The sequence below is a fragment of the Geobacillus sp. FSL W8-1251 genome (assembly GCF_038005945.1).
Classification (GTDB): domain Bacteria; phylum Bacillota; class Bacilli; order Bacillales; family Anoxybacillaceae; genus Geobacillus; species Geobacillus stearothermophilus.
The window spans coordinates 294,454-319,092 of the sequence record NZ_JBBOUF010000001.1; the positions used below are offsets into that span (position 1 = coordinate 294,454).

14 protein-coding genes and 6 pseudogenes are annotated in these 24,639 nt (G+C 48.8%); 7 read left to right on the forward strand and 13 right to left on the reverse strand.

From position 1 onward, the window contains the following. Positions 1-3: 3 nt before the first annotated feature. On the reverse strand, positions 4-990 hold the full coding sequence (locus NSS88_RS01605) for an NADPH:quinone oxidoreductase family protein (protein WP_033016618.1): 987 nt from the start codon (positions 988-990) through the stop codon (positions 4-6). A 193-nt stretch (positions 991-1,183) separates the two neighbouring features. Here NSS88_RS01605 and NSS88_RS01610 point away from each other — a divergent pair, with 193 nt between their 5' ends. Further along, entirely contained in the window at positions 1,184-1,771 is a 588-nt protein-coding gene (locus NSS88_RS01610; RefSeq protein WP_033011094.1) for a Uma2 family endonuclease, read from the forward strand. Between the two features lie 222 nt (positions 1,772-1,993). On the opposite strand, the gene NSS88_RS01615 is transcribed toward NSS88_RS01610, so the two are convergent. Continuing rightward, a complete protein-coding gene (locus NSS88_RS01615; RefSeq protein WP_341082697.1) occupies positions 1,994-3,346 on the reverse strand; it encodes an aspartate aminotransferase family protein in 1,353 nt (450 codons plus the stop codon). A gap of 29 nt (positions 3,347-3,375) precedes the next feature. Further along, positions 3,376-4,842, reverse strand: a complete 1,467-nt coding sequence (locus tag NSS88_RS01620; RefSeq protein ID WP_055358506.1) for a CoA-acylating methylmalonate-semialdehyde dehydrogenase — start codon at positions 4,840-4,842, stop codon at positions 3,376-3,378. A 447-nt stretch (positions 4,843-5,289) separates the two neighbouring features. Between NSS88_RS01620 and NSS88_RS01625 the strand changes: the two genes are divergently transcribed. Further along, positions 5,290-6,663 carry an IS1380-like element ISGsp2 family transposase gene (locus NSS88_RS01625; protein WP_047752210.1) on the forward strand — a complete coding sequence of 458 codons (1,374 nt, stop codon included), beginning with the start codon at positions 5,290-5,292 and terminating at the stop codon, positions 6,661-6,663. 176 nt (positions 6,664-6,839) lie between these two features. On the opposite strand, the gene NSS88_RS01630 is transcribed toward NSS88_RS01625, so the two are convergent. The 3 genes and pseudogenes from NSS88_RS01630 to NSS88_RS01640 form a co-directional block, all read right to left on the reverse strand. Beyond that, a complete protein-coding gene (locus tag NSS88_RS01630; RefSeq protein WP_340994618.1) occupies positions 6,840-8,453 on the reverse strand; it encodes an IS1634 family transposase in 1,614 nt (537 codons plus the stop codon). Positions 8,454-8,752: 299 nt separating this feature from the next. Next, positions 8,753-9,448: pseudogene (locus NSS88_RS01635) on the reverse strand (PucR family transcriptional regulator); the annotation flags it as partial. 379 nt (positions 9,449-9,827) lie between these two features. Beyond that, the gene (locus NSS88_RS01640; protein WP_012749092.1) at positions 9,828-11,108 is read right to left on the reverse strand and encodes an IS110 family transposase; all 1,281 of its coding nucleotides are present in this window, start codon (positions 11,106-11,108) and stop codon (positions 9,828-9,830) included. 105 nt (positions 11,109-11,213) lie between these two features. On the opposite strand from NSS88_RS01640, the pseudogene hydA reads away from it, so the two are divergent. The 4 genes and pseudogenes from hydA to NSS88_RS01660 form a co-directional block, all read left to right on the forward strand. Then, positions 11,214-12,188, forward strand: a pseudogene (hydA, locus tag NSS88_RS01645) (dihydropyrimidinase); the annotation flags it as partial. A gap of 79 nt (positions 12,189-12,267) precedes the next feature. Further along, positions 12,268-12,498, forward strand: coding sequence for a hypothetical protein (locus NSS88_RS01650; RefSeq protein ID WP_011230920.1), 231 nt, complete (start codon positions 12,268-12,270; stop codon positions 12,496-12,498). 304 nt (positions 12,499-12,802) lie between these two features. Continuing rightward, positions 12,803-13,693: pseudogene (locus NSS88_RS01655) on the forward strand (PucR family transcriptional regulator ligand-binding domain-containing protein); the annotation flags it as partial. Between the two features lie 105 nt (positions 13,694-13,798). Then, the gene (locus tag NSS88_RS01660; protein WP_014195603.1) at positions 13,799-15,079 is read left to right on the forward strand and encodes an IS110 family transposase; all 1,281 of its coding nucleotides are present in this window, start codon (positions 13,799-13,801) and stop codon (positions 15,077-15,079) included. 383 nt (positions 15,080-15,462) lie between these two features. Here NSS88_RS01660 and NSS88_RS01665 read toward each other — a convergent pair. The 7 genes and pseudogenes from NSS88_RS01665 to NSS88_RS01695 form a co-directional block, all read right to left on the reverse strand. Beyond that, a pseudogene (locus tag NSS88_RS01665) lies at positions 15,463-15,906 on the reverse strand (amidohydrolase family protein); the annotation flags it as partial. Positions 15,907-16,200: 294 nt separating this feature from the next. Further along, positions 16,201-17,001 carry an ExeA family protein gene (locus NSS88_RS01670; RefSeq protein WP_069303982.1) on the reverse strand — a complete coding sequence of 267 codons (801 nt, stop codon included), beginning with the start codon at positions 16,999-17,001 and terminating at the stop codon, positions 16,201-16,203. Next, positions 16,994-18,247, reverse strand: coding sequence for an IS481 family transposase (locus NSS88_RS01675; RefSeq protein WP_033017076.1), 1,254 nt, complete (start codon positions 18,245-18,247; stop codon positions 16,994-16,996). Before NSS88_RS01675 ends, NSS88_RS01670 begins: the two co-directional genes overlap by 8 nt. Positions 18,248-18,387: 140 nt before the next feature. Then, complete coding sequence (locus NSS88_RS01680) at positions 18,388-18,945, reverse strand: DUF6431 domain-containing protein (RefSeq protein WP_341082712.1); 558 nt, start codon at positions 18,943-18,945, stop codon at positions 18,388-18,390. Positions 18,946-19,097: 152 nt separating this feature from the next. Then, positions 19,098-20,324, reverse strand: a pseudogene (gene preA, locus NSS88_RS01685) (NAD-dependent dihydropyrimidine dehydrogenase subunit PreA); the annotation flags it as partial. A gap of 19 nt (positions 20,325-20,343) precedes the next feature. Then, positions 20,344-21,693, reverse strand: coding sequence for an NAD(P)-dependent oxidoreductase (locus NSS88_RS01690; protein ID WP_200910079.1), 1,350 nt, complete (start codon positions 21,691-21,693; stop codon positions 20,344-20,346). Between the two features lie 74 nt (positions 21,694-21,767). Further along, positions 21,768-22,658: a nitrilase-related carbon-nitrogen hydrolase gene (locus NSS88_RS01695; RefSeq protein ID WP_055359056.1), complete on the reverse strand. Its 891-nt coding sequence runs from the start codon at positions 22,656-22,658 to the stop codon at positions 21,768-21,770. Positions 22,659-22,984: 326 nt separating this feature from the next. Here NSS88_RS01695 and NSS88_RS01700 point away from each other — a divergent pair. Then, positions 22,985-24,488, forward strand: a pseudogene (locus tag NSS88_RS01700) (NCS1 family nucleobase:cation symporter-1). Positions 24,489-24,639 lie beyond the last annotated feature (151 nt).

A 24,639-nucleotide genomic window follows, 5' to 3' on the forward strand; every position in this document is an offset into this window, starting at 1 on the left:
ACGTCATCCTAACCGCACGACCGTCCGGCCGCGCAGTTCGCCGCGCAAAATGCGCTTAAGCGCTTGCGGCAATTCAGCGAGCGAAATCTCTTGAGCAATCCGCTCCAAATCCGGCTTTAAGTCGCCAGCGAGCCGCTCCCAAATGCGGAGGCGCACATCCATTGGACAATAGACGGAATCAACGCCAAACAAGCTGACGCCGCGCAAAATGAATGGATGGACGGTTGTCGGCACCTCGACGCCGCCTGTCAACCCACTCACCGCCACCGCTCCGCCGTAGCGGATGCGGCTTAACACCGTCGCCAGCGTCCGGCCGCCGACCGGGTCGACCGCCGCGGCCCAGCGCTGCTTATCAAGCGGACGAATGCGTTCAGCCGTGACGTCTTCGCGCGTCAACACTTCCTTGGCGCCGAGGGCGCGCAAATAGTCGTGCTCCGCCGTTTTGCCTGTGCTCGCTTCCACCGTATAGCCGCGCTTGGCGAGCATCGACACGGCCAGACTCCCGACGCCGCCCGTCGCCCCCGTGACAAGCACCGGTCCGCGTTCCGGCGTCAACCCATGCTCCTCAAGACGGTGAATGGACAGCGCCGCTGTAAACCCAGCCGTCCCAATCGCCATCGCTTCTTTCAACGTCAACCCTTTTGGCAGCGGCACGAGCCAATCGCCGTGCAGGCGAGCATATTCACTGTAGCCCCCGAAATGCGTCACACCGATTTCATATCCGGTCGCGATCACCTCGTCCCCTTCGCGGAAGCGCGGATGGTGCGACGAAACAACCACCCCGGCCAAATCAATTCCCGGCACGAACGGATACGTTTTCACAATTTTGCCATCCGGAATGGACGCCAATCCATCTTTGTAATTGACGCTCGAATAATGGACGCGGACAAGGACGTCGCCTTCCGGCAAATCATCTATGGACATCGTCTGCACACCAGCGGTAAATTCTGTTTCGGTTTTGTTGACGACAAACGCTTGAAATGCGGACATCATTCCTCTTCCTTTCTTCATGCATTCTTCTCTCATGTCATTCGACAACCAAACGCCAGATTCCTTTCTGAACCAAGAAAACCCTCGCTTCCGGTTGTCAGCGTAGGCGGGTGATGAATAAATGTCTCATAAAAGTCCTTCCTACACTTCCTTGACTTCGTTATGTTAAACTGTAAACAAACATATCTTTAAGATGAAAGAAGGTGAAACAGTGGGCAATACCCCTGACTTGAACAAAATTTACACGTACGCTGACTGGAAAACATGGGAAGGCCGCTGGGAACTGATAAATGGAAAAGCCTATAATATGACACCTGCTCCATCTTCGGAACATCAATTTGCCGTCGGAGAATTGTATTTTGCTTTGCGCCATTTTTTCCAAAACCAACATTGTTACGTCTTTATGGCGCCGTTTGATGTATTCCTTAGCAAAAATGAAACGTATGAAACCCCTGATGACATTGTCCAACCCGATATTGCCGTGATCTGCAATAAAAAACAGATTGTCCAAAAAGGATGTTACGGGGCGCCTGCGCTAGTTGTTGAAGTTTTGTCACCTTCAACCGCTTTAAAAGATTACAACGAAAAATTTTACACGTACCAACACTATGGCATTGCAGAATATTGGATCGTCGATACGGCTAACAAAATGATTCATGTATACCATTTGCACGAAGGAGCCTATCAACGGCATGCCACATACGGGCAACAAGACACGCTGCATTCCGCACAATTTGAGGACTTAGCTATTCCACTAACGTATGTATTTGGATGGAGTTAAAACGGTTCTGACCATTCAGTGTTCATGATCGATCTTTCGTCAAACGCACAGGAATCGATGATCGGGCAGCCTGCCCTAAGGCAGATGTCTAAAAATCTCCCATCTCGAAACCGGGAGAACGTCCAACCCTAGCGACAGCGGCCTGCTTCTATGTTTTGCCGAATGTCTGCACGAAGGCAAACAAAACACCAGCCTGTCGACCCAAGCTGGCGTTTGTTCTTCTTATTGAATGGCCGCTAGCGCCCCGCTCAAGACGCGGACCACAAACGAAAGTTCATCATCCGTGATGCAAAGCGGCGGCGACAAGGTGAGCACGTTGTTGTACCCGGCGACCGTCGTTCCGTTTTTGCCGATGAGGAGGCCGTTTTCTTTGCATCGATGGATCACTTGATTGACAAGCGACACATCGAGCGGCTCTTTCGTCGCTTTGTCAGCGACAAGCTCAATGCCGACAAGCAGCCCTTTGCCGCGCACATCGCCGACATACGGGTGGCCGGCTAGGTTCGTTTTGAGCTCATCAAGCAGCCGTTCCCCTGCCTCGCGCGAGCGATCAAACAGCCGCTCCGTCTCCATGATCTCAATGTTTTTCAGCGCCACCGCGCACGAAGCCGGGTGGCCGCCAAACGTATTGACATGGCGGAAGTAGTCGTATTCATCCGTTCCTTTGAACGCTTCATAAATCTCTTTTCGCACTGCCGTTGCCGCCAGCGGCAAGTAGGCGCTCGTGATGCCTTTTACCATCGTGATGATGTCCGGCTTAACGCCGTAGTGTTGAAATCCAAACGCCGCTCCTGTCCGGCCGAAGCCGCAGATGACTTCATCAACAATCAGCAAAGCCCCGTGTTTTTCACACACGTCTTTGACCGCTTTCATATACCCGTCCGGAGGAATGAGTACACCGCCCCCAGTAATGATCGGCTCCATAATGACGGCCGCAATCGTTTCACTCAACTCCCACGTCATGACATCATCAATGGCCTTGACCGCCCGCAACCGGCGCGGGTCATCCGCCGCATCCGGGTCGCGGTACACATCCGGCGGCGGCACGTGGAGGAACCCTGGCGCGAGCGGTTCGTATTTGTATTTCCGTTGCGCCTGCCCGGTCGCTGAGAGCGCCCCCATCGAATTCCCATGGTACGCCCGGTAGCGGGAAATGATTTTGTACCGGTGATGCTCCCCGCGCTGCTGATGGTATTGGCGAGCGATTTTAAACGCCGTTTCGTTCGCTTCCGACCCGCTGTTGGAAAAGAAAATCACATACTCATCGCCTAACAGTTCGTTGAGTTTTTCCCCGAGCTCGATCGCCGGACGATGGCTTTGCGTGAGCGGGAAATACGCCAGCGTCTTCAGCTGCTCATACGCCGCTTCGGCAAGCTCCTCGCGCCCATAGCCGACGTTGACGCACCAGAGCCCAGCCATCGCATCCAAATACTGGTGTCCAGCTGCATCCGTCACCCAGCAGCCTTTCGCTTCGGCCGCAATCAGCGTTGCTTGTGGGTTATACGGCTTCATCGAATGCCAGATATATCGGTCGTCTTTGTCGAGCCACAGTTGGTGGGGTTGTTCAGTTTGCATGATTCTCTGCCCCTTTCATCCAACACAGGTTAAAAATCAAACCGGGAAGTAATCATCTTTTTGCGCGTGTAAAAATTCACGCCATCTTTTCCATTCACATGAAGATCACCGTAAAACGAATCTTTCCAGCCAGAGAACGGGAAAAACGCCATCGTCGCCGGCACGCCGACGTTAATGCCCAACATCCCCGCATCGGCCTCTTCACGGAATTTCCGGACGGCCTTCGCATCCTTTGTATAAATCGTCGCCCCGTTCCCATACCGAGACTTCCGAATATAGCTGAGCGCTTCATCTAAATCATTGGCCCTCAGCAAACTTAATACAGGTGCGAAGATCTCTTCTTTCGCGATCGTCATATCCGGAGTGACATAATCAAAAATCGTGGGACCTAAAAAATTGCCTTCGGGTCTATCATCCATTTCCTTTCGCCCATCGCGCAGCAATACCGCGCCCTCTTCAATCCCCTTTTGAATGTAGCCTAGCACCTTTTCACGATGAGACTGCCGAATGACCGGGGTTAATAACACTTCCGGATCCATGCCATTCCCAATAATCAACTCATCTGCTTTTTGTTTCAACCGACGGACGAACGTTTCGTTTTCCCCGACAATCATGACTGCACTGCAAGCCATGCAACGCTGGCCCGCGCTGCCAAACGCTGAGCTGATCACATGTTGTACGGCCGTCTCTACATCCGCATCTGGCATGACAATATGATGATTTTTCGCCCCCGACAACGCCTGCACTCGTTTGCCTTGCGCTGCTGTCCGTTCATACACGTACTTGGCCACTGGCTGTGAACCGACAAATGAAATCGCACGAATATCCTCATGATCAATCAAGGCATTGACCACCTCATGCGATCCATGAACGACATTGAGCACTCCAGGAGGGGCACCTGCCTCCGTAAACAGTTCTGCTAACTTATTGGCCAAAATGGGCGTCCGTTCCGATGGCTTCAATACAAACGTATTGCCGCACACAATCGCCAACGGGAACATCCAAAGCGGCACCATCATGGGGAAGTTGAACGGAGTGATCCCTGCCACAACTCCCAACGGATAACGAAACATTTCCGAGTCAATCTCTTCGGCAATATTCGACAGCGATTCCCCCATCAGCAAAGTCGGAGCGCCGGCCGCAAACTCCACGCATTCAATCCCCCGTTGAATTTCTCCGTACGCTTCTTTATACGCTTTGCCATTTTCCTGTACGACAAGCTCCGCTAATTCCTCATGATGCTGGTTTAACAAATGGTGAAATGAAAACATAATCCGCGCTCGTTTGGGAACAGGGACATCTTTCCACGTCGCAAACGCTTTCTTGGCTGCTTGCACCGCTTGATCGACATCCTCTTTGGTTGAGATCGGAACACGCGCCAACACTTCCCCAGTCGCCGGGTTCGGGACTTCTAGCGTTTCTGTGCCACTCGATGCCACCCACTGTCCGCCGATATAGTTTTTGAGAACCGTTGTTTCCGGTTTGGTGATGGACATCAGATTCTCCTCCTTATTCCTATCTTTGTTCATGATCTAAATATTTTGTATTGTTACACAAAATTATCCTCCAGTTTTTGATTACCTTCACTAGACAAAGCGTAAAAGAGATTAGCCTATTTATTCCACAATGTGACCAAATTTTGAAAATGTGCGCGTCTTGGACTGAGATTTTCATGTCGGTGGAGAGCAAAAAATTGCTCATGGATGTTTTTACGAAAGAAATCCCCCTAGAAGCCTACGGCATCTTCTGCTTTTCGCTTCTCAGGGGGGGAGACTTCTTACTTACAATCTTCGCAACCGATCATGCTGTACATATTTGTTTTCCATACTTTGCAATTGTAAATATTCCCTGAATCCGTGACAAAACATCTTTACAATGGTCGCAAACCGTTGATACGATAAGGGAAAACGACGTTGACGATTCTTCATCAAGTAGGTGATATGATGAAAGATTTCCCGATTCGGTTTGTATTGACAGATGAAGCGATTACCCCAAGTGCTGGGCTTGCTCTCGTTGGCTACTTACTGCACCAAACGAAACTGGATAAACGGGTAAACGCACTTCGGCTTCCAACGGTTCGTCGAGAAGTGCACATTTCCCATAGCGATGTCATTCGCTCGATGATTGGCTTGCTTGCCACAGGAAAAACGGATTTCGATCATATCGAAGCGTATCGTCAGGACGATATCTTTTCGGCATCGATGGGGATTCAGCACGTGCCTTCCTCTCCAACCTTGCGACAACGACTCGATCAGCTCGCTTGTCTTCCGATGACCGAAACGATTCTTTGGGAGGAGTCCATACGTCTGTTGATTCAACGACATGCCACTTTGTCCCCTTGTTGGACCAAAGGAAAGACGACATGGCTTCCCCTTGATATAGATGGTTCCCCATTTGACAACTCCGATACGAAAAAAGAAGGAGTCAGTCGAACGTATAAAGGATTTGACGGTTTTACACCGTTGTTTGCGTATGCAGGGAAGGAAGGGTATCTCGTTCATGCCGAGTTGCGTCCAGGGAAACAACATGTGCAAGACAACATGCCCTCGTTTTTAGTCACCGCTATCCGTCGAGCTCGTCAACTGACTTCATCTCGTCTGCTTGTTCGCATGGATGCAGGAAACGATGCAGAAGCGAATGTGCACGTATGCCTAAAGGAAGACGTGGACTTTGTCATCAAGCGAAACTTACGCCGAGAATCGAAAGCGCTTTGGTTCCAGATCGCTTCGCAAAAGGGCAGACGCGTCGATGATGGACAAAGCGAAGGAGTACAAACGTATGAGTTATGCCTTCCACAGACCGCAGCGATCGATGGAAACACGTATACGTACGTTCAAGTCACCCAAGTGACGGAACGGACGATGGAACGAAATGGACAGCTGATGCTCGTTCCTGATTATGAAGTGGAAAGCTATTGGGTGCGGCTCAAAGGATACGAGCATGTTCGAATGAGCGATGTGCTCGCGTTGTATCATGACCATGCGACATGCGAACAGTTTCATAGCGAACTGAAGAGCGACTTAGATTTAGAGCGGCTTCCATCTGGGAAGATGAAAACGAATGCGCTCGTGTTGGTCATGGGAGCCTTCGTTTACAATCTTCTTCGTCTGATTGGACAAGATCTATTAAGCGATCCGAGACATCCGTTGCACCACAAAGTGAAACGCCGTCGCATCAAGACGATTATTCAGACGGTGATCACGATGGCAGGTCGACTCGTCCGCCGATCACGACAGATCTGGATGAAACTGACGCGAAGGAGTGGGTACAGTATACTCCTACTGAATGTGTATCAAAAATGGAAAGAGGCAAGATAACAACTCACATTTCGCACCCTAACAAGGTCAAAACAAAGGATTTTTTATTTAGTTTTTCAGAATAACTTTTTGACCAACACGACGAGCGATGGCAATCCTTTTTTTACCATCGATGGTCGTTCCGTATGACGTTACACGTAAATGCTCTCATCCAGCCCCAACCCCTGCAGAATCCTTCATTGTTCAGGGGTGAGGGAGCGATCCAGTGAGCGTTGGATGCGCCCATCCGGCAGCTCCAGCAGGATGACGTTCACATATTGAAACAGCTGAAAAATCGCCCGTCCCGTCGGTCGGGTCAGCTTGCGGCCTCCGGCGCCCTTTAATGGGTGTTCGGGTGTGATGAACTGGCGCACTCGGCGCTGAAAGACGCGGTAAATGGCCAAGGCCAAGAGAAACAAATAGCCCAATACCGCAACTCGTTCTGGCTTTTTGACATAGATCTCATCCGTGAAAAAAGGGTCTTTCAAAAAAGCGAAGTTCATTTCCACCGAGATCTGCCCTTTATACAGCTTCAAGATCTCTTGGGCATCCATGGGTTGGCCCTTCCATTCCTTCGGAACGGTCGTGACGAGGACAAACCGGGACGCTTTCCGTCTCGCCTGTTCCCACGCGTCTTGGTCGAATTCGACGTCAAGGTGCAAGAAATACAGCGTCTCCACCTCGGGTTCCGCCCCTTTTTTCGGCCGTCCGCGCCGTTTTTTCGGGCGTACGATCTCTTCGACCGCGGCCTCAACCCGATGAAACCGGGGGCGAAGGGACGCCTTGAGGGACGCCAAGGCTTGTTCGGCATCTTCCCGGCAGGAGAAGGGGTGACGCTCCCAACGGGCTTGTTCCTCGCGAAGAAGCTCCGCTTCTTTGGTTCGTTCTTTTTCAAGCGTCTTTCCTTTGCGCTGGTCGAGCGCGCTCGATTCAACAACGATCAGCCGAACGGGGTGGCCTTCATACGTCGAGGCCGTTTCCCATACCCGGTACGTGGCGCCGTTTCTCTCCGCCAACGTAAAGGGATCGCTCCACGTCGTGTCCTCAGCATCCGCTTCGGCCAGCGCGGTTTTCACGATCCGGAGCGACGAAGGGCCTCTGGTGATCAAAAAGGCGTTGGCCGCTTTGGTTTGCGCCAGGGTCTCTTTCGTCATCGCGGCAGAATCGGCCACGTAAATCCATTCGTCTTCGATTTTGGCCTGCTTCAGCTGTTCGTGGACACGGGACAGCACCTCCGGATTCCACGTTTTGTCAGGCAGGTTGCCGTCGTGCACATCGCCGTAAAACGGGATGCCGTCCTCGTTGCCGACCAGTCCGAAACCGATCTGTTTTTGCCAACGATGATGGCGGTTATAGCCATGTGTGATCTGCAAAGCCTCTAATGAGGCCGATTCATACGCGCCGTAAACCGTCTTGTCCGTCGTATCGGCGTGAAAGGCTCGGAGGGAAAGGCCTTCTTTGCGATAAATGTGAATCAAGCAAGTGCTGATCACCTTGTGAATATCGGCCTCATACAAGCGGTCGAGATGACGAGCCAAGGCATCGTCGTTCAACCAGGAAGGATGGAGACCGGGACGGATGAGTTTCTCTAGATCGATCTCCTGAGCCCATCGTTCCACGTGAACGAGGGCTTGCCGGCCGTCAAACATATTGTAGATGATGGCCTGAACGGCATCGCTGACTCGAGTCTGGCACTGTGGATCAACGGGAACGAGATGGTCAATCAATTGGGGCAGGCCCAGTTTCTTGAATAGGGCACTTATTATATTCAAATAATAATTGCGATAGACCTTTTTGACTTGAACGTTCATAAGAGAAAAACTCCTTTACGTTCCTTGTGTGTCAAGGATTCATTCGACATCGGAACGAAAAAATCCTCCCGATTTTCGTTGAGAGGGTGCGAAATGTGAGATAACAAACAGATGTTCGGGTACTCATATCCATCACTCCCCCCTGTACTTTTTTTGTCTCTTTTTTGGTTTGTATCTCCATAAAAGAGGATTTATCTCGTTTTCAAACATGAAAGTGGTGCAGGGAATCATCAAAAAAAGGGATGTATGGATCATATATCCATAGAACTAACACCAAAATCAAAGTTGATTTCCAACCATCACGGATTCAGGTATTCATATGCCTTGATCATAAACTCAATAGCGAGCCGCTTTTCCGGATTCATAAAATCCTCTCCTAAAAGCGATTCTAGTTTTTGGATTCGATGATATAGCGTTTGCCTAACGACAAATAGTCTTTGTGCGGTTTCTTTTTTTGAACCGTTACACGCCAAATATACCTTTAACGTTTCCAACAAGTTTCCATTATATTTTTCATCGTATTGAAGAACAGGCTCTAAGTATTCCATGACAACTTCATACAAATCATTGTATTTATGAATAAGGGAAATAATTCGATAAATATGCAAATCCTCATAAAAACAGCTATTGGCCCTGCCGCCAAGATGATGTTGAATTTTGATCGTCTCTAAAGCTGTCCGATAACTTTTGTCCATATGAGAAACATTTTCGATAAATTTTCCGACCCCGACAACAAATTGAGGTAATTTCTTCTTTTGAATATAATCCGATTCAAGCAAAGAATTCAGTCCTATTTTCATTCGACTTTTCCATGTTTTCATTTCCCTGTTATTGATCATAATAAATACGATGCTGCTGTGAAAATCGACAGGAAATGTTGAAAAACCTTGTTGTTCAAAAATCGTCCGGCATAGCATTTTAAAGTAAATCATGTCTAAATTCGAGCATTGCTTCATTGAAGATTTAAAACGGACAACAAGCACTGTCCCTCCCTCTAGAAATGTTGATTTATCAAGGCTTTTCGGCCCCTCAGGGGTGTCCAAAAAATATTTTTCGACAAAATCTCTTACATCCTTTTTCAGTTTTGTGTATATCTTACAGACCTAGGGTGCGCTTCGCGGCCACGGCTGGTTATATTTTCCTGCCGTGGGGGAAGCGTATTCGATGCACCCTTTGGATCTCCGCGTCGCTGATGAGGACGAACCCTCCCATGTCTCCGGGCGTCTTCGCGCCAACATTCCCTCGTTCGGTCTCGTCATCAGGCGGAGGCCGGCCAAGCTCCTTTGGGGACTCAAGGTCGAATGGATAAAATCACGCCAGCTTCTCCGGTGTCATCTCGTTGTCCAACGATTCTTCCGTTCGCAGGGGGAGGCCTTAGGCCGCCCGTTGCACCTGGGACAAGACGTCCTGTTTCATTCGCTCCGCGTCAAACGCTTGTTTCTTCGTACAAATCGCAAACAGCACATTCAACAGCTTCCGGCACAAGGCGACGATGGACTGCTTTCCGGTCAGCGGATTGACGGATCGGGTCGTATAATACTCATGCAGCTCGCGAAACGCCTCGTTGTGCCGAATCAGCGGAATCATCGCCCGAAACAGCACCGAGCGCAGCCGTTTCCGTCCCCGTTTGGAGATGTGCTTTTGCCCTTTGCGCTGGCCGGAGGAGTTCTCCTTGAGCGTCAGGCCCGCCAACTTCACCAATTGGCGCGGGTCCCGATAATGGGCGAAGCTGCCGATCTCCGCCAGCAGATCGATGATCGTGGCGTCTCCCAACCCGTCGACCGTTTTCAACCATTGGTACTCCATCGTCGTTTGAACCAATGCCTTCAACTCGGCGTCCAGTGCAGCGATCTCCGCCTCCAATTGGCGGTATCGGCGGACGAGCGCGGCGATCTCAAACCGGGCCATCGCTGTCCCTTCCGTCACCCCAATCGAGTCCTTCGCGGTGTTGATCAACGCCTGAATTTTGGCCTTCTGCGGGCATTTCATCCCTTCGCTTTGCCGGTACACCTCAAGAAGCTCCTCCACCGTCCGGCCGGCCATATCAGCCGGAAGCGGCGTCCACTCCAACACCGAAAGCGCCGTTTTCCCCAAGTCACGAAACACGGTCCAAAACTCTGGAAAATACCGATCCGTCCAGCGGACGATCGCGTTTTTCACCGCCGTCTGTTCCTTGCGGAGCTTCTCTTTGAGCGTGCTCCCCACGCGCAAATCGGCTTCAATCTCGTGCAGCAGCCGGGGAACGAGGAATCGTCCGTCTTTTGCCAGTCTGGCAATGACCAGGGCGTCTTTGGCGTCGTGTTTCGTCGGCAGGTTGTCATCAAGTTCTTTCGACCGGCACACATGCGCCGGGTTGACCATGACCAACGGGATCCCGTGCTCCTCGAGGAAGTAGGCCAGGTTCAACCAGTAGTGCCCGGTCGGCTCCACGGCGACGATCACCTCTGACTTCCCGAACGCTTGCATCGCCCCCTGAATCGCTTTATACAGCTGTTGAAACCCCTCTTTCGACTGGAAGATCGGGAACGATTTGCGAAGCACGCGCCCCCGGTCATCCACGAAGCAGGCGTAGTGGGTTCGTTTCGCGATATCGATGCCCACGACAAGCGTTTGTTCCGTAACTTGATCAATTTTATAGTTTTGTGTACAATTCATCTGAAGTCCTCCTTGGCATGATGGTAGGTATTGTTTGACACCCCTGCATCATACCAAGAGGGCTTTTTTTGATCAAGTCCCCGGAAAAGCTCCTAACGGGAATGCTCCTTTAAAGTATTTATGGCGTATAAAAATGTGTTTCAAGCTGATGATGGAACCTTGTATCGGACGCTAGTCGCGGCAAAAGAACTCGGAGCACTTGTCATGGTGCATGCCGAGAATGGAGACGTGATTGACTATTTAACGAAAAAAGCCTTGGAGGACGGGCATACTGATCCGATTTATCATGCATTAACGAGACCTCCAGAGCTAGAAGGAGAAGCGACGGGGCGCGCCTGTCAATTGACAGAACTCGCTGGTTCGCAATTGTACGTCGTTCATGTATCGTGTGCTCAAGCGGTAGAGAAAATTGCCGAAGCGCGCCATAAGGGGTTGAATGTATGGGGCGAAACTTGTCCGCAATATCTGGTGCTCGATCAGTCCTATTTAGAAAAACCGAATTTTGAAGGTGCTAAATATGTATGGTCACCGCCGCTTCGTGAGAAATGGCATCAAGAAGTACTATGGAATGCCTTGAAAAACGGCCAGCTGCAAACGCTCGGATCTGACCAATGCTCATTTGATTTTAAAGGCCAAAAAGAATTAGGAAGGGGAGATTTTACCAAAATCCCAAATGGTGGTCCTATTATTGAGGATCGGGTGAGTATTCTTTTCAGTGAAGGAGTGAAAAAAGGGAGAATTACCCTCAACCAGTTTGTTGATATTGTATCAACAAGAATCGCCAAATTGTTTGGTCTATTCCCGAAGAAAGGAACCATTGCCGTCGGTGCGGATGCGGATTTAGTCATTTTTGATCCAACGGTTGAACGGGTGATTTCAGCCGAAACACATCATATGGCTGTGGATTATAATCCGTTTGAAGGGATGAAAGTAACAGGGGAACCCGTGTCGGTTTTATGTAGAGGAGAATTTGTGGTACGTGATAAACAATTTGTCGGGAAACCGGGGTACGGCCAATATGTTAAACGCGCGAAATATGGGGCGCTAATGGCCGACCAAGATGTGGTGAAAATGTCCTAACGTAAATAAATCATTGAACACCAACAAGCTGTGCCTGGCGGTAAGGATGCGGGTTACGACGAGAAGCGGGGGGTGTGTGATGACTTACCATCAGTTTCTACGTGAGCGAGAAAAGATCGATTACTTAATTGAACAAGGATACTATATGAAAAGCGTAAAAGAAAATTTAAGCGGATCGTTTGTTGAATTTGAGAAAGAAGACTCTTTGTCAGAAACAAGAGATATCCAAACACTGCATATTACAAACGCTGATGCACGCAAATATTTTTCGTCATTATTAATCCGCCAGCTCAGAAAACACCACGAATAGAGAGAAGAATGATGCACGTCACGATAAGCGCCGGAACGAGTTCCTCTATATATCCTTAATCATTATAGAGGCAGGGCCGGCGCTTTGGTTTTCATGAAACAGAGCGCGAATCGCCTAAATGAATGTCACATTTCATAACATAAAACGCGATCGATGATGTTGCTTTCTGTATAATGAAACGTAGAAGGCCATATATAGCCAAGCCGTTACATAAAAATTTGTGATAGAAGCAGGAACGACCGTTTACGCTGCCTAATTAAAATGGTATTGCCATGATTGGTGTAAGGGGAGTGAAACAAAGTGTATGAAGACTCCTACATTAACGGTTTCTGATATTCTAAAGCGGAAACATTTTGAACATGTTGAAGTGGTTGCAGGGCATAATGGGCTCAACCGCACTGTAAAATGGGTGCATGTTGTCGAAGTTGCGAAAATCCATCATCTGTTAAACGGAAAAGAGCTGATTTTATCTACTGGGGTAGGATGGAAGGAAAATGAGGAACTGTTTCGATCGTTTGTAGAACAGCTTATCAACTGTGACGCTTCGGGATTATGTATTGAAATCGGTATGCATACTCCTTCTGTTCCGCAAGAAGTAATCGATTTAGCGAATGCGCATCACTTTCCGATCATTCTCTTTCTTAAAGAAGTGCCTTTCGTTGAGATCACCCAAGACATCCACACTTATTTAATTAACCAACACTATGAAATCATCTCCGGACTAGAATCATATTCACAGCAATTAAACAAAAAATTACTTTCAATGGACCATTATAGTGAAATTTTAAAACTATTGCACCACTATTCGGGACATCAAGTAGTTTTTAAAATAAACGGCAGAGAGGTGGAGATATTTCCTAAATACAGCAAAACATTTAAGGAAGAACAGTTGATAGTTGACGACAACGCAGCTTCCAAGAAAAGAGTGGCCACCCAACCGATCCAATTTCTTGGGAATGAATATGCCGAGCTATCCATTGTGTCAACCGGAAAGGAAATCAGCGAATTTGATCTGCTGATTTTGGATCGTACGGCAACTGCGCTGGCACAGCATCTGCTTCGTGATTTGTATGTCGATGAAAAAAAGAGAGTAGAAGAAAATGAGTGGTTGAAAAGCTGGCTAGAGGGAGAGCATCCCATTGAAAATGTGTTTAGTTATTTGGCTGAGTATGGGGCAGACCCAAATCCAAAAGGAGCATTCCCGTTAGGAGCTTTTCCGGGGACTTGATCAAAAAAAGCCCTCTTGGTATGATGCAGGGGTGTCAAACAATACCTACCATCATGCCAAGGAGGACTTCAGATGAATTGTACACAAAACTATAAAATTGATCAAGTTACGGAACAAACGCTTGTCGTGGGCATCGATATCGCGAAACGAACTCACTACGCCTGCTTCGTGGATGACCGGGGGCGCGTGCTTCGCAAGTCGTTCCCGATCTTCCAGTCGAAAGAGGGGTTTCAGCAGCTGTATAAAGCGATTCAGGAGGCGATGCAAGCGTTTGGGAAGTCAGAGGTGATCGTCGCGGTGGAGCCGACCGGGCACTACTGGTTGAACCTGGCCTACTTCCTCGAGGAGCACGGGATCCCGTTGGTCATGGTCAACCCGGCGCATGTGTGCCGGTCGAAAGAACTCGATGACAACCTGCCGACGAAACACGACGCCAAAGACGCCCTGGTCATTGCCAGACTGGCAAAAGACGGACGATTCCTCGTCCCCCGGCTGCTGCACGAGATCGAAGCCGATTTGCGCGTGGGAAGCACGCTCAAAGAGAAGCTCCGCAAGGAACAGACGGCGGTGAAAAACGCGATCGTCCGCTGGACCGACCGATATTTTCCGGAGTTTTGGACGGTGTTTCGCGACCTGGGGAAAACGGCGCTTTCGGTGCTGGAGTGGACGCCGCTTCCGGCCGATATGGCCGGCCGATCCGCCGAGGAGCTCATCGAGGTGTACCGGCAAAGCGAAGGGCTGAAATGCCCGCAGAAGGCCAAAATTCAGGCGTTGATCAACGCCGCGAAGGACTCCATTGGGGTGACGGAAGGGACGACGATGGCCCGGTTTGAGATCGCCGCGCTCGTCCGCCGATACCGCCAATTGGAGGCGGAGATCGCCGCGTTGGACGCCGAGTTGAAGGCATTGGTTCAAACGACGATGGAGTATCAATGGCTGAAAACGGTCGACGGGTTGGGAGACGCCACGATTATCGATCTGTTGGCGGAGATCGGCAGCTTCGCCCATTATCGGGACCCGCGCCAATTGGTGAAGTTGGCGGGCCTGACGCTCAAGGAGAACTCCTCCGGCCAGCGCAAAGGGCAAAAGCACATCTCCAAACGGGGACGGAAACGGCTGCGCTCGGTGCTGTTTCGGGCGATGATTCCGCTGATCCGGCACAACGAGGCGTTTCGCGAGCTGCATGAATATTACACGACCCGATCCGTCAACCCGCTGACCGGAAAGCAATCCATCGTCGCCTTGTGCCGGAAGCTGTTGAATGTGCTGTTTGCGATTTGTACGAAGAAACAAGCCTTTGACGCGGAGCGAATGAAACAGGACGTCTTGTCCCAGGTGCAACGGGCGGCCTAAGGCCTCCCCCTGCGAACGGAAGAATCGTTGGACAACAGGATGACACCGGAGAAGCTGGCGTGATTTTATCCATTCGACCTTGAGTCCCCAAAGGAGCTTGGCCGGCCTCCGCCTGATGACGAGACCGAACGAGGGAATGTTGGCGCGAAGACGCCCGGAGACATGGGAGGGTTCGTCCTCATCAGCGACGCGGAGATCCAAAGGGTGCATCGAATACGCTTCCCCCCACGGCAGGAAAATATAACCAGCCGTGGCCGCGAAGCGCACCCTAGGTCTGTAAGATATCCACAAAACTGAAAAAGGATGTAAGGGATTTTGTCGAAAAATATTTTTTGGACACCCCTGAGAGGCCGAAAAGCCTTGATAGATCAACATTTCTAGAGGGAGGTAATTCCTTCTTCTTCGATCACTTTTGGAAGCTCTTCAAGCACATCGTCCGTTATTTCACTGATCATCAAATGGAACCCATAATCGATCACCGCTTTCCCCGTCGCTTTGTTATGCCAAGTTTCAATCGCTTTTTTCAGGGGCTCACCTTTATTCGTTAAGCAAAAATCAATAATGGTCGTCGTCCCGCCAAATGCGGCGGCAATCGTCCCCGACTCAAAGTCGTCTTTTGTCACAGTGCCGCCAAACGGCATATCTAAATGGGTGTGCGGATCAATGCCTCCTGGAAACACATAACAACCTGTGGCATCAATCACTTCCGCTCCGCTCTCATCTAAATTTCTTCCGATTACTGCAATTTTCCCATCTTGAATGAGAAGATCGGCTTCATATATATCTGTAGCGGTAACAATTGTTCCATTTTTTATCAATTTTGTCATCATGATACCCTCCTTCATTTATAATGATTTGATATCCACACTGCAACCGCTTAGCTGGCCAAGGGCCGCTTGCCGTTCATTCCATGTTGTAAACTAGCACATTATTTCAGAATCCCTTTTTCAAATTATTTCAGGCGGATTCGGAAATAATGTGCAAAATTTTTGCGGATTGTTCCGGATTTTGCACATTCTTTCGGAACGTTTGCACGCTCTTTCAGATGAAGATTTCCAGCGCGCCTGATGGACCTATGGAAAAGAGAAAGCACAAAAGAGGCCGATTCGGCCCCTTTCGTGCTAATACCCCATTTCCTCTGCGGCCATGCGCACCATTTCTTCGTCAATGGCGTCCTTTTTCAGCTGATACCCGTATAACAGGCACGTCGTGGCCAACGTGTTGATCACCCGAGGCCATCCCCGCGACTGCAGGGCAATCGCCTCTAACGCCGATGGGGTGAAGATCGGATGCTTCGCCCCGGCCTGTTTCATCCGATGTTCGATGTAGCCCGCCACCTCTTCCTTCTCCAGCGGCCCCATCCGGTATCGCATGATGATCCGCTGGTCGAGAGGGCGGTGCTGATTGAGCCGCAGCTTCCCCTGTAAATGGGGCAGCCCGGCCAAAATCAAGACAAATGGGTTGGTCGAATCCATCTCAAAGTTGAACAAGATCGCGATGTCCTGTAAAAATGCATCCTTCGCTAAATGCATCTCATCCAAAATGAACACCGGCGTGATCCGCCGTTCATGATACAATCGCTCGATCGCCTGCTGGATTTGGCGGAAGAGGTCTACCTTGCGGTACTTCGGTTCCTCTCCTAATCCCAAGGCCAGTCCACGGTAAAAATCCATCACGCCTCCGGTGGATAACGGAAAGTAGACGACATGATACAATGATGGATTCAATGACTCTTTCAGCGCCCGAAGGGCGAACGTCTTGCCCGCCCCCGGCTCTCCGATCAACAGCCCGATCCCCCGGGTTCGTTTCACGTACTCCAGCGCCCGCAACGCTTCCTGAAATGACGCCCCTTGATACGCCTCGGACGGGTCTGTTTCTTTCGCAAACGGCTCCCGCGAAAGGGAGTAAAACGATTTATACACCGTGTTCTCCCTCCTTCGCCGGAATCGCCGCAAACGGGGACCGATGGCGTTTTACATAGGCATTGTCCTCCAAACGCACCCGAATGGCTTCCGCCACCCGTTTGCCATCTTCGTACACATAGACGCCTCGTTCGTCATAGCGGAGCTCAATCGATTGCCCAATGAACCGAGGCGGCACTTCGTATAGCTGTTTATTCAGGGTGATCGTGCCATCGGCTTTCACCTTGCGGTGCTCCCGTTTCAGAAAAATCGCATCCAGCCAATCGCCATCTTCGATGAACGACACGAGATGCACTTGCGATTGAAACACCTCATGCGGCGTTTTTCCGTCCAGTGAGGCGTGCGGTTTTCGATGATACTCCTCTTCAAGCCACTTCCAAAAACGCTCGTTCAACTCGTCAAGCGATTTCGGCGGATTCAGCTCCAACAGTGGATAAAACCGTGTCTGTACGGTGCGGAAGAACCGTTCGATTTTTCCCTTGCTTTGCGGGTCATACGGCTGGGTGTGGATGAGTGTAATCCCCATCTCGGCGCACGCATACTGCAGCACCTCGGACCGATAAATTTTCCCGTTGTCCGAGTAAATGCGTTTCGGCTTCCCGCAACGAAGCACCGCTTCCTTCGTGACGATCCGCAGCCCGTCAAACTTCTCCGAAGGGAAAAATTGGGCATATGGCACTAACCGCGAGCAGTCATCGATATACGCGATCAAAAACGTTTTCTGGGCTTTCCCATGGACGCGAATCGTGGGTCCATGGGATAAGTCCCCTTGCCATAGCTCATTGATCTGGTCATACGCAAAACGCTTTCGCTCCGGCATCGGCAAGATTTCTTTTCCCACCAGGTTGTGTTTTTTCAACAATCGGTATATAGTAAAGTAAGAGGTATGATTTTCTGGGATTTCCCCCTGCTCGATCAGGTGTTCGTAGAACACCGTCACGGGCATGGTGGGATGTTCTTTTCTTAGGGCTAAAATATGATCCTCATCATCGGGCGACAGACGCCTTGAGTGGCCGCGGTCCGAACGGCGCTTCGGCTTTAAGGCGTCAAAGCCCCCTTTTTTGTATCGGGTGCACCAATCGAGGATCGTCTTGGCTGCGATTCGTTTGTCGCCCTGGTGGGGAACATGGTGCACTCGCTCGCTCACCTCTTTCAGATACGTCTTCGGTTCCACCTGCCCATTCACCAACGGAGCGATTAGCCCGTACCGAAACAGGGCAATGTCGTGTCTCATCGACTCATCCATTCGAATCTCCTCCTTGTCTCACTTGGAATCAGGACCTTTCCGGTCCGTCTGCCCTTATCGTACCGGATCGCTTTTTCTCCGTCGATAGGAAAGGTTTGTGGGAACCTCAACTATTTCCAATTTAGGATATGTATGTAAAATCAGGATCCCATTTGATTCGCAAAAGGGTGTCGGAATCCGTCCTTCCACATGTCTCTGATGACCGAATCAAGACCGTGTTTCTCCAACGTCCGGATCCACCAGGAAGCCCGTTCCTTTTCTTTTTTCACGATAGGGCCTATGATCCTCCACCGCCTCGCAAAAAAGCTGTGAAGGCTTGATAGGTTTCGGTAGAACCGTCGGACATAAAAGATGATGCCGTCCTTTGTCAGGAGGAACGGAGCCCGGTTCGTCCCCTCGGTCAATCCCAACTGCTCTTTCACGACTTGCCATATGGCGGACAACGTATACTGAAAATACGGGAGGAGAAAGGAAGGCAGCACACTCACCGTCTTCAAGCATTCCCGACAGCGATACCGGACAATCCAAATGCGATAATCACCATGTGGGGTCAATGCGTTTCGCTCATAGTAACCGTGGCGGTGCAACGGGCGCTTGGCCCGGCAATGCGGACACTTTTTCAGAAGAGGGAAGTCGTTTTCTTTTCCACGCTCTGCATACGTTTGGACGTCAATGCCAAAGTCATGAAATTGAATCACGTCCTCCTCCCCCTCCTATGAACCGATGGATTTTCTCTTCCGAAATAATTCACAAAAAATTTAGCACATTCTTTCAGAAAAGGGGAGAGGGCTTTCTGAAGGAATGTGCAAAAAAATGTCTCTTTTGTTCCGAAATAAAGTGATAATTTACACCATGTCATCGGGGGATGTTCGCTTGGCACTTCGACCATCTCAATCGCTCCGTCAACCGGACAGACGATGGAACATAAATTGCATCCTACACAATCTTCTTCGCGCACTTTTAAATATTCTTTTCCGTTTTCGTCTACGAGACGCTCAATGCATTGATGGGAAGCATCTTCACAAGAAATGTAGCACTTATTGCACTGAATACAGCGCTCACGATGAATTCGCGCCACAACCTTATAATTGAGGTCCAAATCTCCCCAATCAGAATACTTTGACACTGATTTCCCTACAATATCCATTACGGAAGCAATTCCTTTTTCATCAAGATAGTGATTCAACCCTTCAATCATATCCTCGATAATCCGAAACCCATGGTGCATAACCGCCGTGCACACTTGAACTCCTGTCGCTCCCATTAACATAAACTCAACGGCATCTCTCCAATTGGAGATCCCGCCAATTCCCGAAATCGGGATGCGGATACGCGGGTGTCGCGCGCATTCGGCCACCATATTTAAAGCAATGGGTTTTACTGCTGGACCGCAGTATCCCCCGTGCGCCCCCTTTCCTGCTACATGTGGAATCGTATTCCACGTATCTAAGTCCACCCCCATGAGACTATTGATTGTGTTGATCAAACTGATGGCATCTGCCCCGCCTTGGGCAGCCGCTTCAGCGGTCGCCGTAATATCGGTAATATTAGGAGTTAATTTGACAATGACAGGGGTGCGTGCCACCTCTTTGACCCAATATGTTTGTCGTTCGACCAATTCTGGCACTTGACCTGATGCCGATCCCATCCCCCGTTCCGCCATTCCATGCGGACAGCCAAAATTGAGTTCCAACCCATCCACGCCCACATCTTCTACTCGCTTCACAATCTCATGCCATTTTTCGCGCTTGGGCTCGACCATCAAAGAAGCAACGACAGCCCGGTCAGGAAAACGTTTTTTCGTCTCATAAATTTCCTTTAAATTTTCCTCAAGAGGACGATCTGTGATTAATTCAATATTGTTAAAGCCCATGACTCGCTGTCCGTTAAAACTGATTGCCGCAAATCGGGACGATACATTCAAAATAGGTTCCCCTAATGTTTTCCATACCGCTCCTCCCCAACCCGCCTCAAATGCCCTTTGCACTTGATAACCTGAATTGGTGGGAGGGGCGGAAGCGAGCCAAAATGGATTGGGGGACTTGATTCCCGCTAAGTTAATGCTTAAATCAGCCATTGCCGTTCCCTCCTCTCATTTAGGCCGTTTCACTTACTGCCTTTGTCAAATATCGATGAATCCCGTAAGCTGCTTCCTTCCCTTGCTGCGCTGCCACCACCACCATCGCTTCGCCTTTTCCTCTTTCAAAAATCACATCCCCACAAGCAAACACCTTCGGATTCGACGTTTGATAAGTTTCAGGATTCACCTTGACTACGCCATGATCGTGCTCTAATCCAAAAGCTTCAATCAATTCGATATGGCGCTCTTGTCCAATGGCTTTAATAACAACATCAACCGGCATAATAAATTCCGATCCCTTAACCGGAAGAGGGCGACGGCGGCCATCAGCGTCTGGTTCTCCCAATTCCATTCGAACGCATTCAACATGAGTAACCTTACCCTTACTGTCGCCAATAATCCTTTTGGGTGCTGTTAGCCAACGAAATTCGACACCATCCTGTTTGGCAAACTCATACTCAAATTCATAAGCTGTCATTTCTTCTTTCGTTCGGCGATATAAAATTTTTACATTTTCCGCTCCTAGACGCACCGAACAGGTAGCTGCATCAATCGCGGTATTTCCCGCACCTATCACAACTACCCTTTTCCCTACCAGCCGATCAGTCAACGGTTTTGTTTTCGTCTCTTTAATCAACTCAATGGCATCATATACTCCGTCCAAATCTTCTCCCGGGATTCCTAACTTTGGCACTTTCCCCATGCCAACAGCTAAAACAACAGCATCATAATTTTCTAGGAGCTCGTTTACTTCAATATCCTTACCAACCCTTGTATTCGTGCGGATTTGCACACCTAAGCTTTTGATTTGATTGACTTCCCACAACGAGATATTTTGAGGGAGGCGGAAAGAAACAATGCCATACGTGTTTAGCCCGCCTGCTTGGTTCTCCGCTTCAAAAATGGTCACTTCATACCCAAGACGAGCTAGTTCTCTGGCCGATGATAATCCAGCAGGTCCGCCGCCGACAATCGCCACTGTTTTTCCATTTTTTCGTCCCGCTTGGAATAACACTTCTTTATTTCGGATCGCCCAATCGGTCGCATATCGCTGCAATTTTCCAATCATAATGGGTTTTGTAGAATGATTTAAAACACAAGCCCCTTCACATAATTCCTCTGTCGGACATACTCTTGCACAACTGGCGCCAACCGGGTTTGACAACATAATCGTTTTCGCTGACCCTTTTACATTCCCAGAAGCAATTTTTTTGATAAAAGCGGGGATATCAATCCCTGTCGGACAAGCTCGAATACAAGGAGCGTCATAACAGTACAAACATCGATTCGCTTCTTCCATTGCTTCTCGATCTGTCAAGCCAGGCTCTACTTCTTCAAAGTTCTTTTCCAAACGTGATTGCTCCATCTCCATCCCCCTCGACGCGTCATTTTTAAAGAAAGGGAATAGAGTCATTCCCTCCTCCCCTTTCTCGTTACTTTCTATGGAAGTAAGGCCGTCATTTCACTATAGGTTTCCGGACGACGATCACGGTAAAATTGCCAAGTATCGCGCACTTCCCGAATCATCTTCTTATTCATGACGCCAATCACCACTTCATCTTGATCACGGCTGCCCATGGCCACAAAGTTCCCTCTAGGATCAACCAAGTAAGACTGCCCGTAAAACTCTCCCATGTTCCACGGCGCTTCATATCCAACCCGATTGATGGCAGCCACGTAATAACCATTGGCAACGGCATGAGCCGGTTGTTCCAGTTTCCATAAATATTCGGAGAGACCTGCTACCGTAGCGGATGGATTGAACACAATTTCAGCGCCTTTTAGTCCTAAAATTCGCGCTCCCTCTGGGAAATGACGGTCATAACAAGTATAAACGCCGATCTTGGCAAATGAGGTATCAAATACCGGATAGCCTAAATTTCCAGGCTTAAAATAAAATTTTTCCCAAAATCCACAGCCCTCGTTTCCTACCCCGACATGCGGAATATGCTGTTTGCGATACTTTCCTAAGTAGGTTCCATCGGCATCAATGACAGCTGCCGTATTATAGTAAGTAGCAATTCCTTCCCTTTCATAAATCGGTAGAACGATCACTACCCCCAGCTGTTTTGCTATTTCCTGAAACATTTTGGTCGTCGGACCATTTGGAATTTCTTCCGCCGCCTCATACCATTTTGTATTTTGCTCGGCGCAGAAATACGGGCCATAGAAAATCTCTTGCAAACAGATGATTTGTGCTCCCCGATCTTTTGCCTCCTTGACAAGCTTGATGTGCTTTTCAATCGCCTTTTCCTTATGAACCTCGACCGGCTCGTCCCCATGCACATTATGAGAAGCTTGGATCAAACCGATGGTCACTTGATCAGCCATGCTCCAATCACTCCTTCTTCATTTTATCGAACTTTAAGAATATTCTACATAGTAAATCACCAGCTTTTCATTATACATTTTGTTAAATAATAGAAAACATTGATTGTTCACTATGTAAATTTCAGCGAAATAAATATACAACTAGACCAAGTTACTCCCTAGGATTGAGAACATCAAAATGTGAGGAATAGTTACACATTTTACATAATGAATAGATTTCTCTTTTTCTTATTTAACAAATCGTATAATGAAAAATGTACATATTATAGATAGAATTTTCTTAAATTTATCTTTTATACACTGATTTTTAAAAAAGGGGGATATGAATGAAAACACAAATTGAACACAATGGGATTGTGGTCTTGACGGAGGAAGCCGCACAAGAAGCCAGTAGAAGTCCTTTATGGAATGATGACTTGCGTCCGACAACAAGGCAAGAACATTCATGGAAAGGAATCAATTTTGCTACATTGTGGATTGGAATGTGTTTATGCATCCCTTCATACACCATGGCCAGCGGCATGATTGCTTTAGGAATGAACTGGTGGCAAGCTGTTGGTACCATTTTTCTGGGGAATGTGATCGTCCTTATTCCGATTTTATTAAACTCTCATGCAGGAACAAAATTCGGGATTCCTTATCCTGTGTTTGCCCGGCTTTGGTTTGGAGATAAAGGCGCCCATATTCCCACTTTAGCCCGAGCCCTTGTAGCAGCCGGATGGTTTGGAATCAATACGTGGATCGGAACAGAAGCCATTGACACATTACTCATGGCATCATTCTCTTCGTGGGGGAATTTACCGGGACATACAGCCATTGTATTTGCATTATTTTGGATCTTAAATATCAGCATTGCTTATAGAGGCCCAGAAGGCATCAAAAAGCTAAGCGCAGTGGCTGCACCTGTTGTCGGGATTTCTTCCATCATTTTGCTCATTTGGGCATTTACGAACGCCGGAGGATGGGGACCGATTTTAGAGACTCCTTCTAAGTTCGAAACAACCGGTGAATTTTTGAAAGTCTTTTTCCCTTCTTTAACTGGCGTCATCGGCTTTTGGGCCACATTGGCATTAAACATCCCTGATTTTTGCCGATACGCACAGAGTCAGAAATCACAAATGGTTGCCCAAAGTTTATCCTTGCCTATTACAATGACTGTTTTTTCATTTATCGGAATTGCCGTAACCTCAGCAACCATTGTGATTTTTGGTCAAGCCATTTGGGATCCAGCTGTTAGCTAAATTTCCCCCATTTGTCATTCTGTTAGGGACTATTATTATTGTCATCTCTTCTGTAACTATTAATGTGGGTGCCAACGTGGTTGCCCCTGCCCGAGCGATCGAAAATTTATATCCGAAGCGAATTACATTTGGAATTGGCGCAATTATCACAGGACTATTCGCTATTTTATTGCAGCCATGGTATATTATGTCTAATTTTGGAAATTATATATTCGGCTGGCTTGGCACATACGCCGCTTTGCTTGGACCCATTGATGGCATTGCTATTGCGGACTACTGGCTCGTTCGCCGAAGACAGTTGCACCTAAAGGAACTGTACAAACCGAATGGCCGTTACAATTATGCAAATGGGTTCAACAAAAACGGAGTGTACGCACTGATTGTAGGAGTTGTTATTCCTGTCCTTGGTTTATTCATACCACCGCTTCGTTTTCTTTGGGACAACGCGTGGACATTCGGATTGTTCATTGCAATCGTTGTCTACACCTACTTAATGAAACACGACCAAAGCGTATTAAAGGAAGGAGAGTATGAACAAATCACCCTTTTCGATTCAAAACATCCCTGTCCTACAGAAATGGCAAAATAATGAGTCATTTACACCTAAACAGCCTATCGATGACAGAAGGCAAGCAGTGTTACTGGTTAAACGCTGACATCGCCCTCCCACGAGGGCGATGCCTTTTTGCAGGAAGCTGCTATTTTTCCTTGTCAATCCTGCCCCCAACCTTATCTACGCT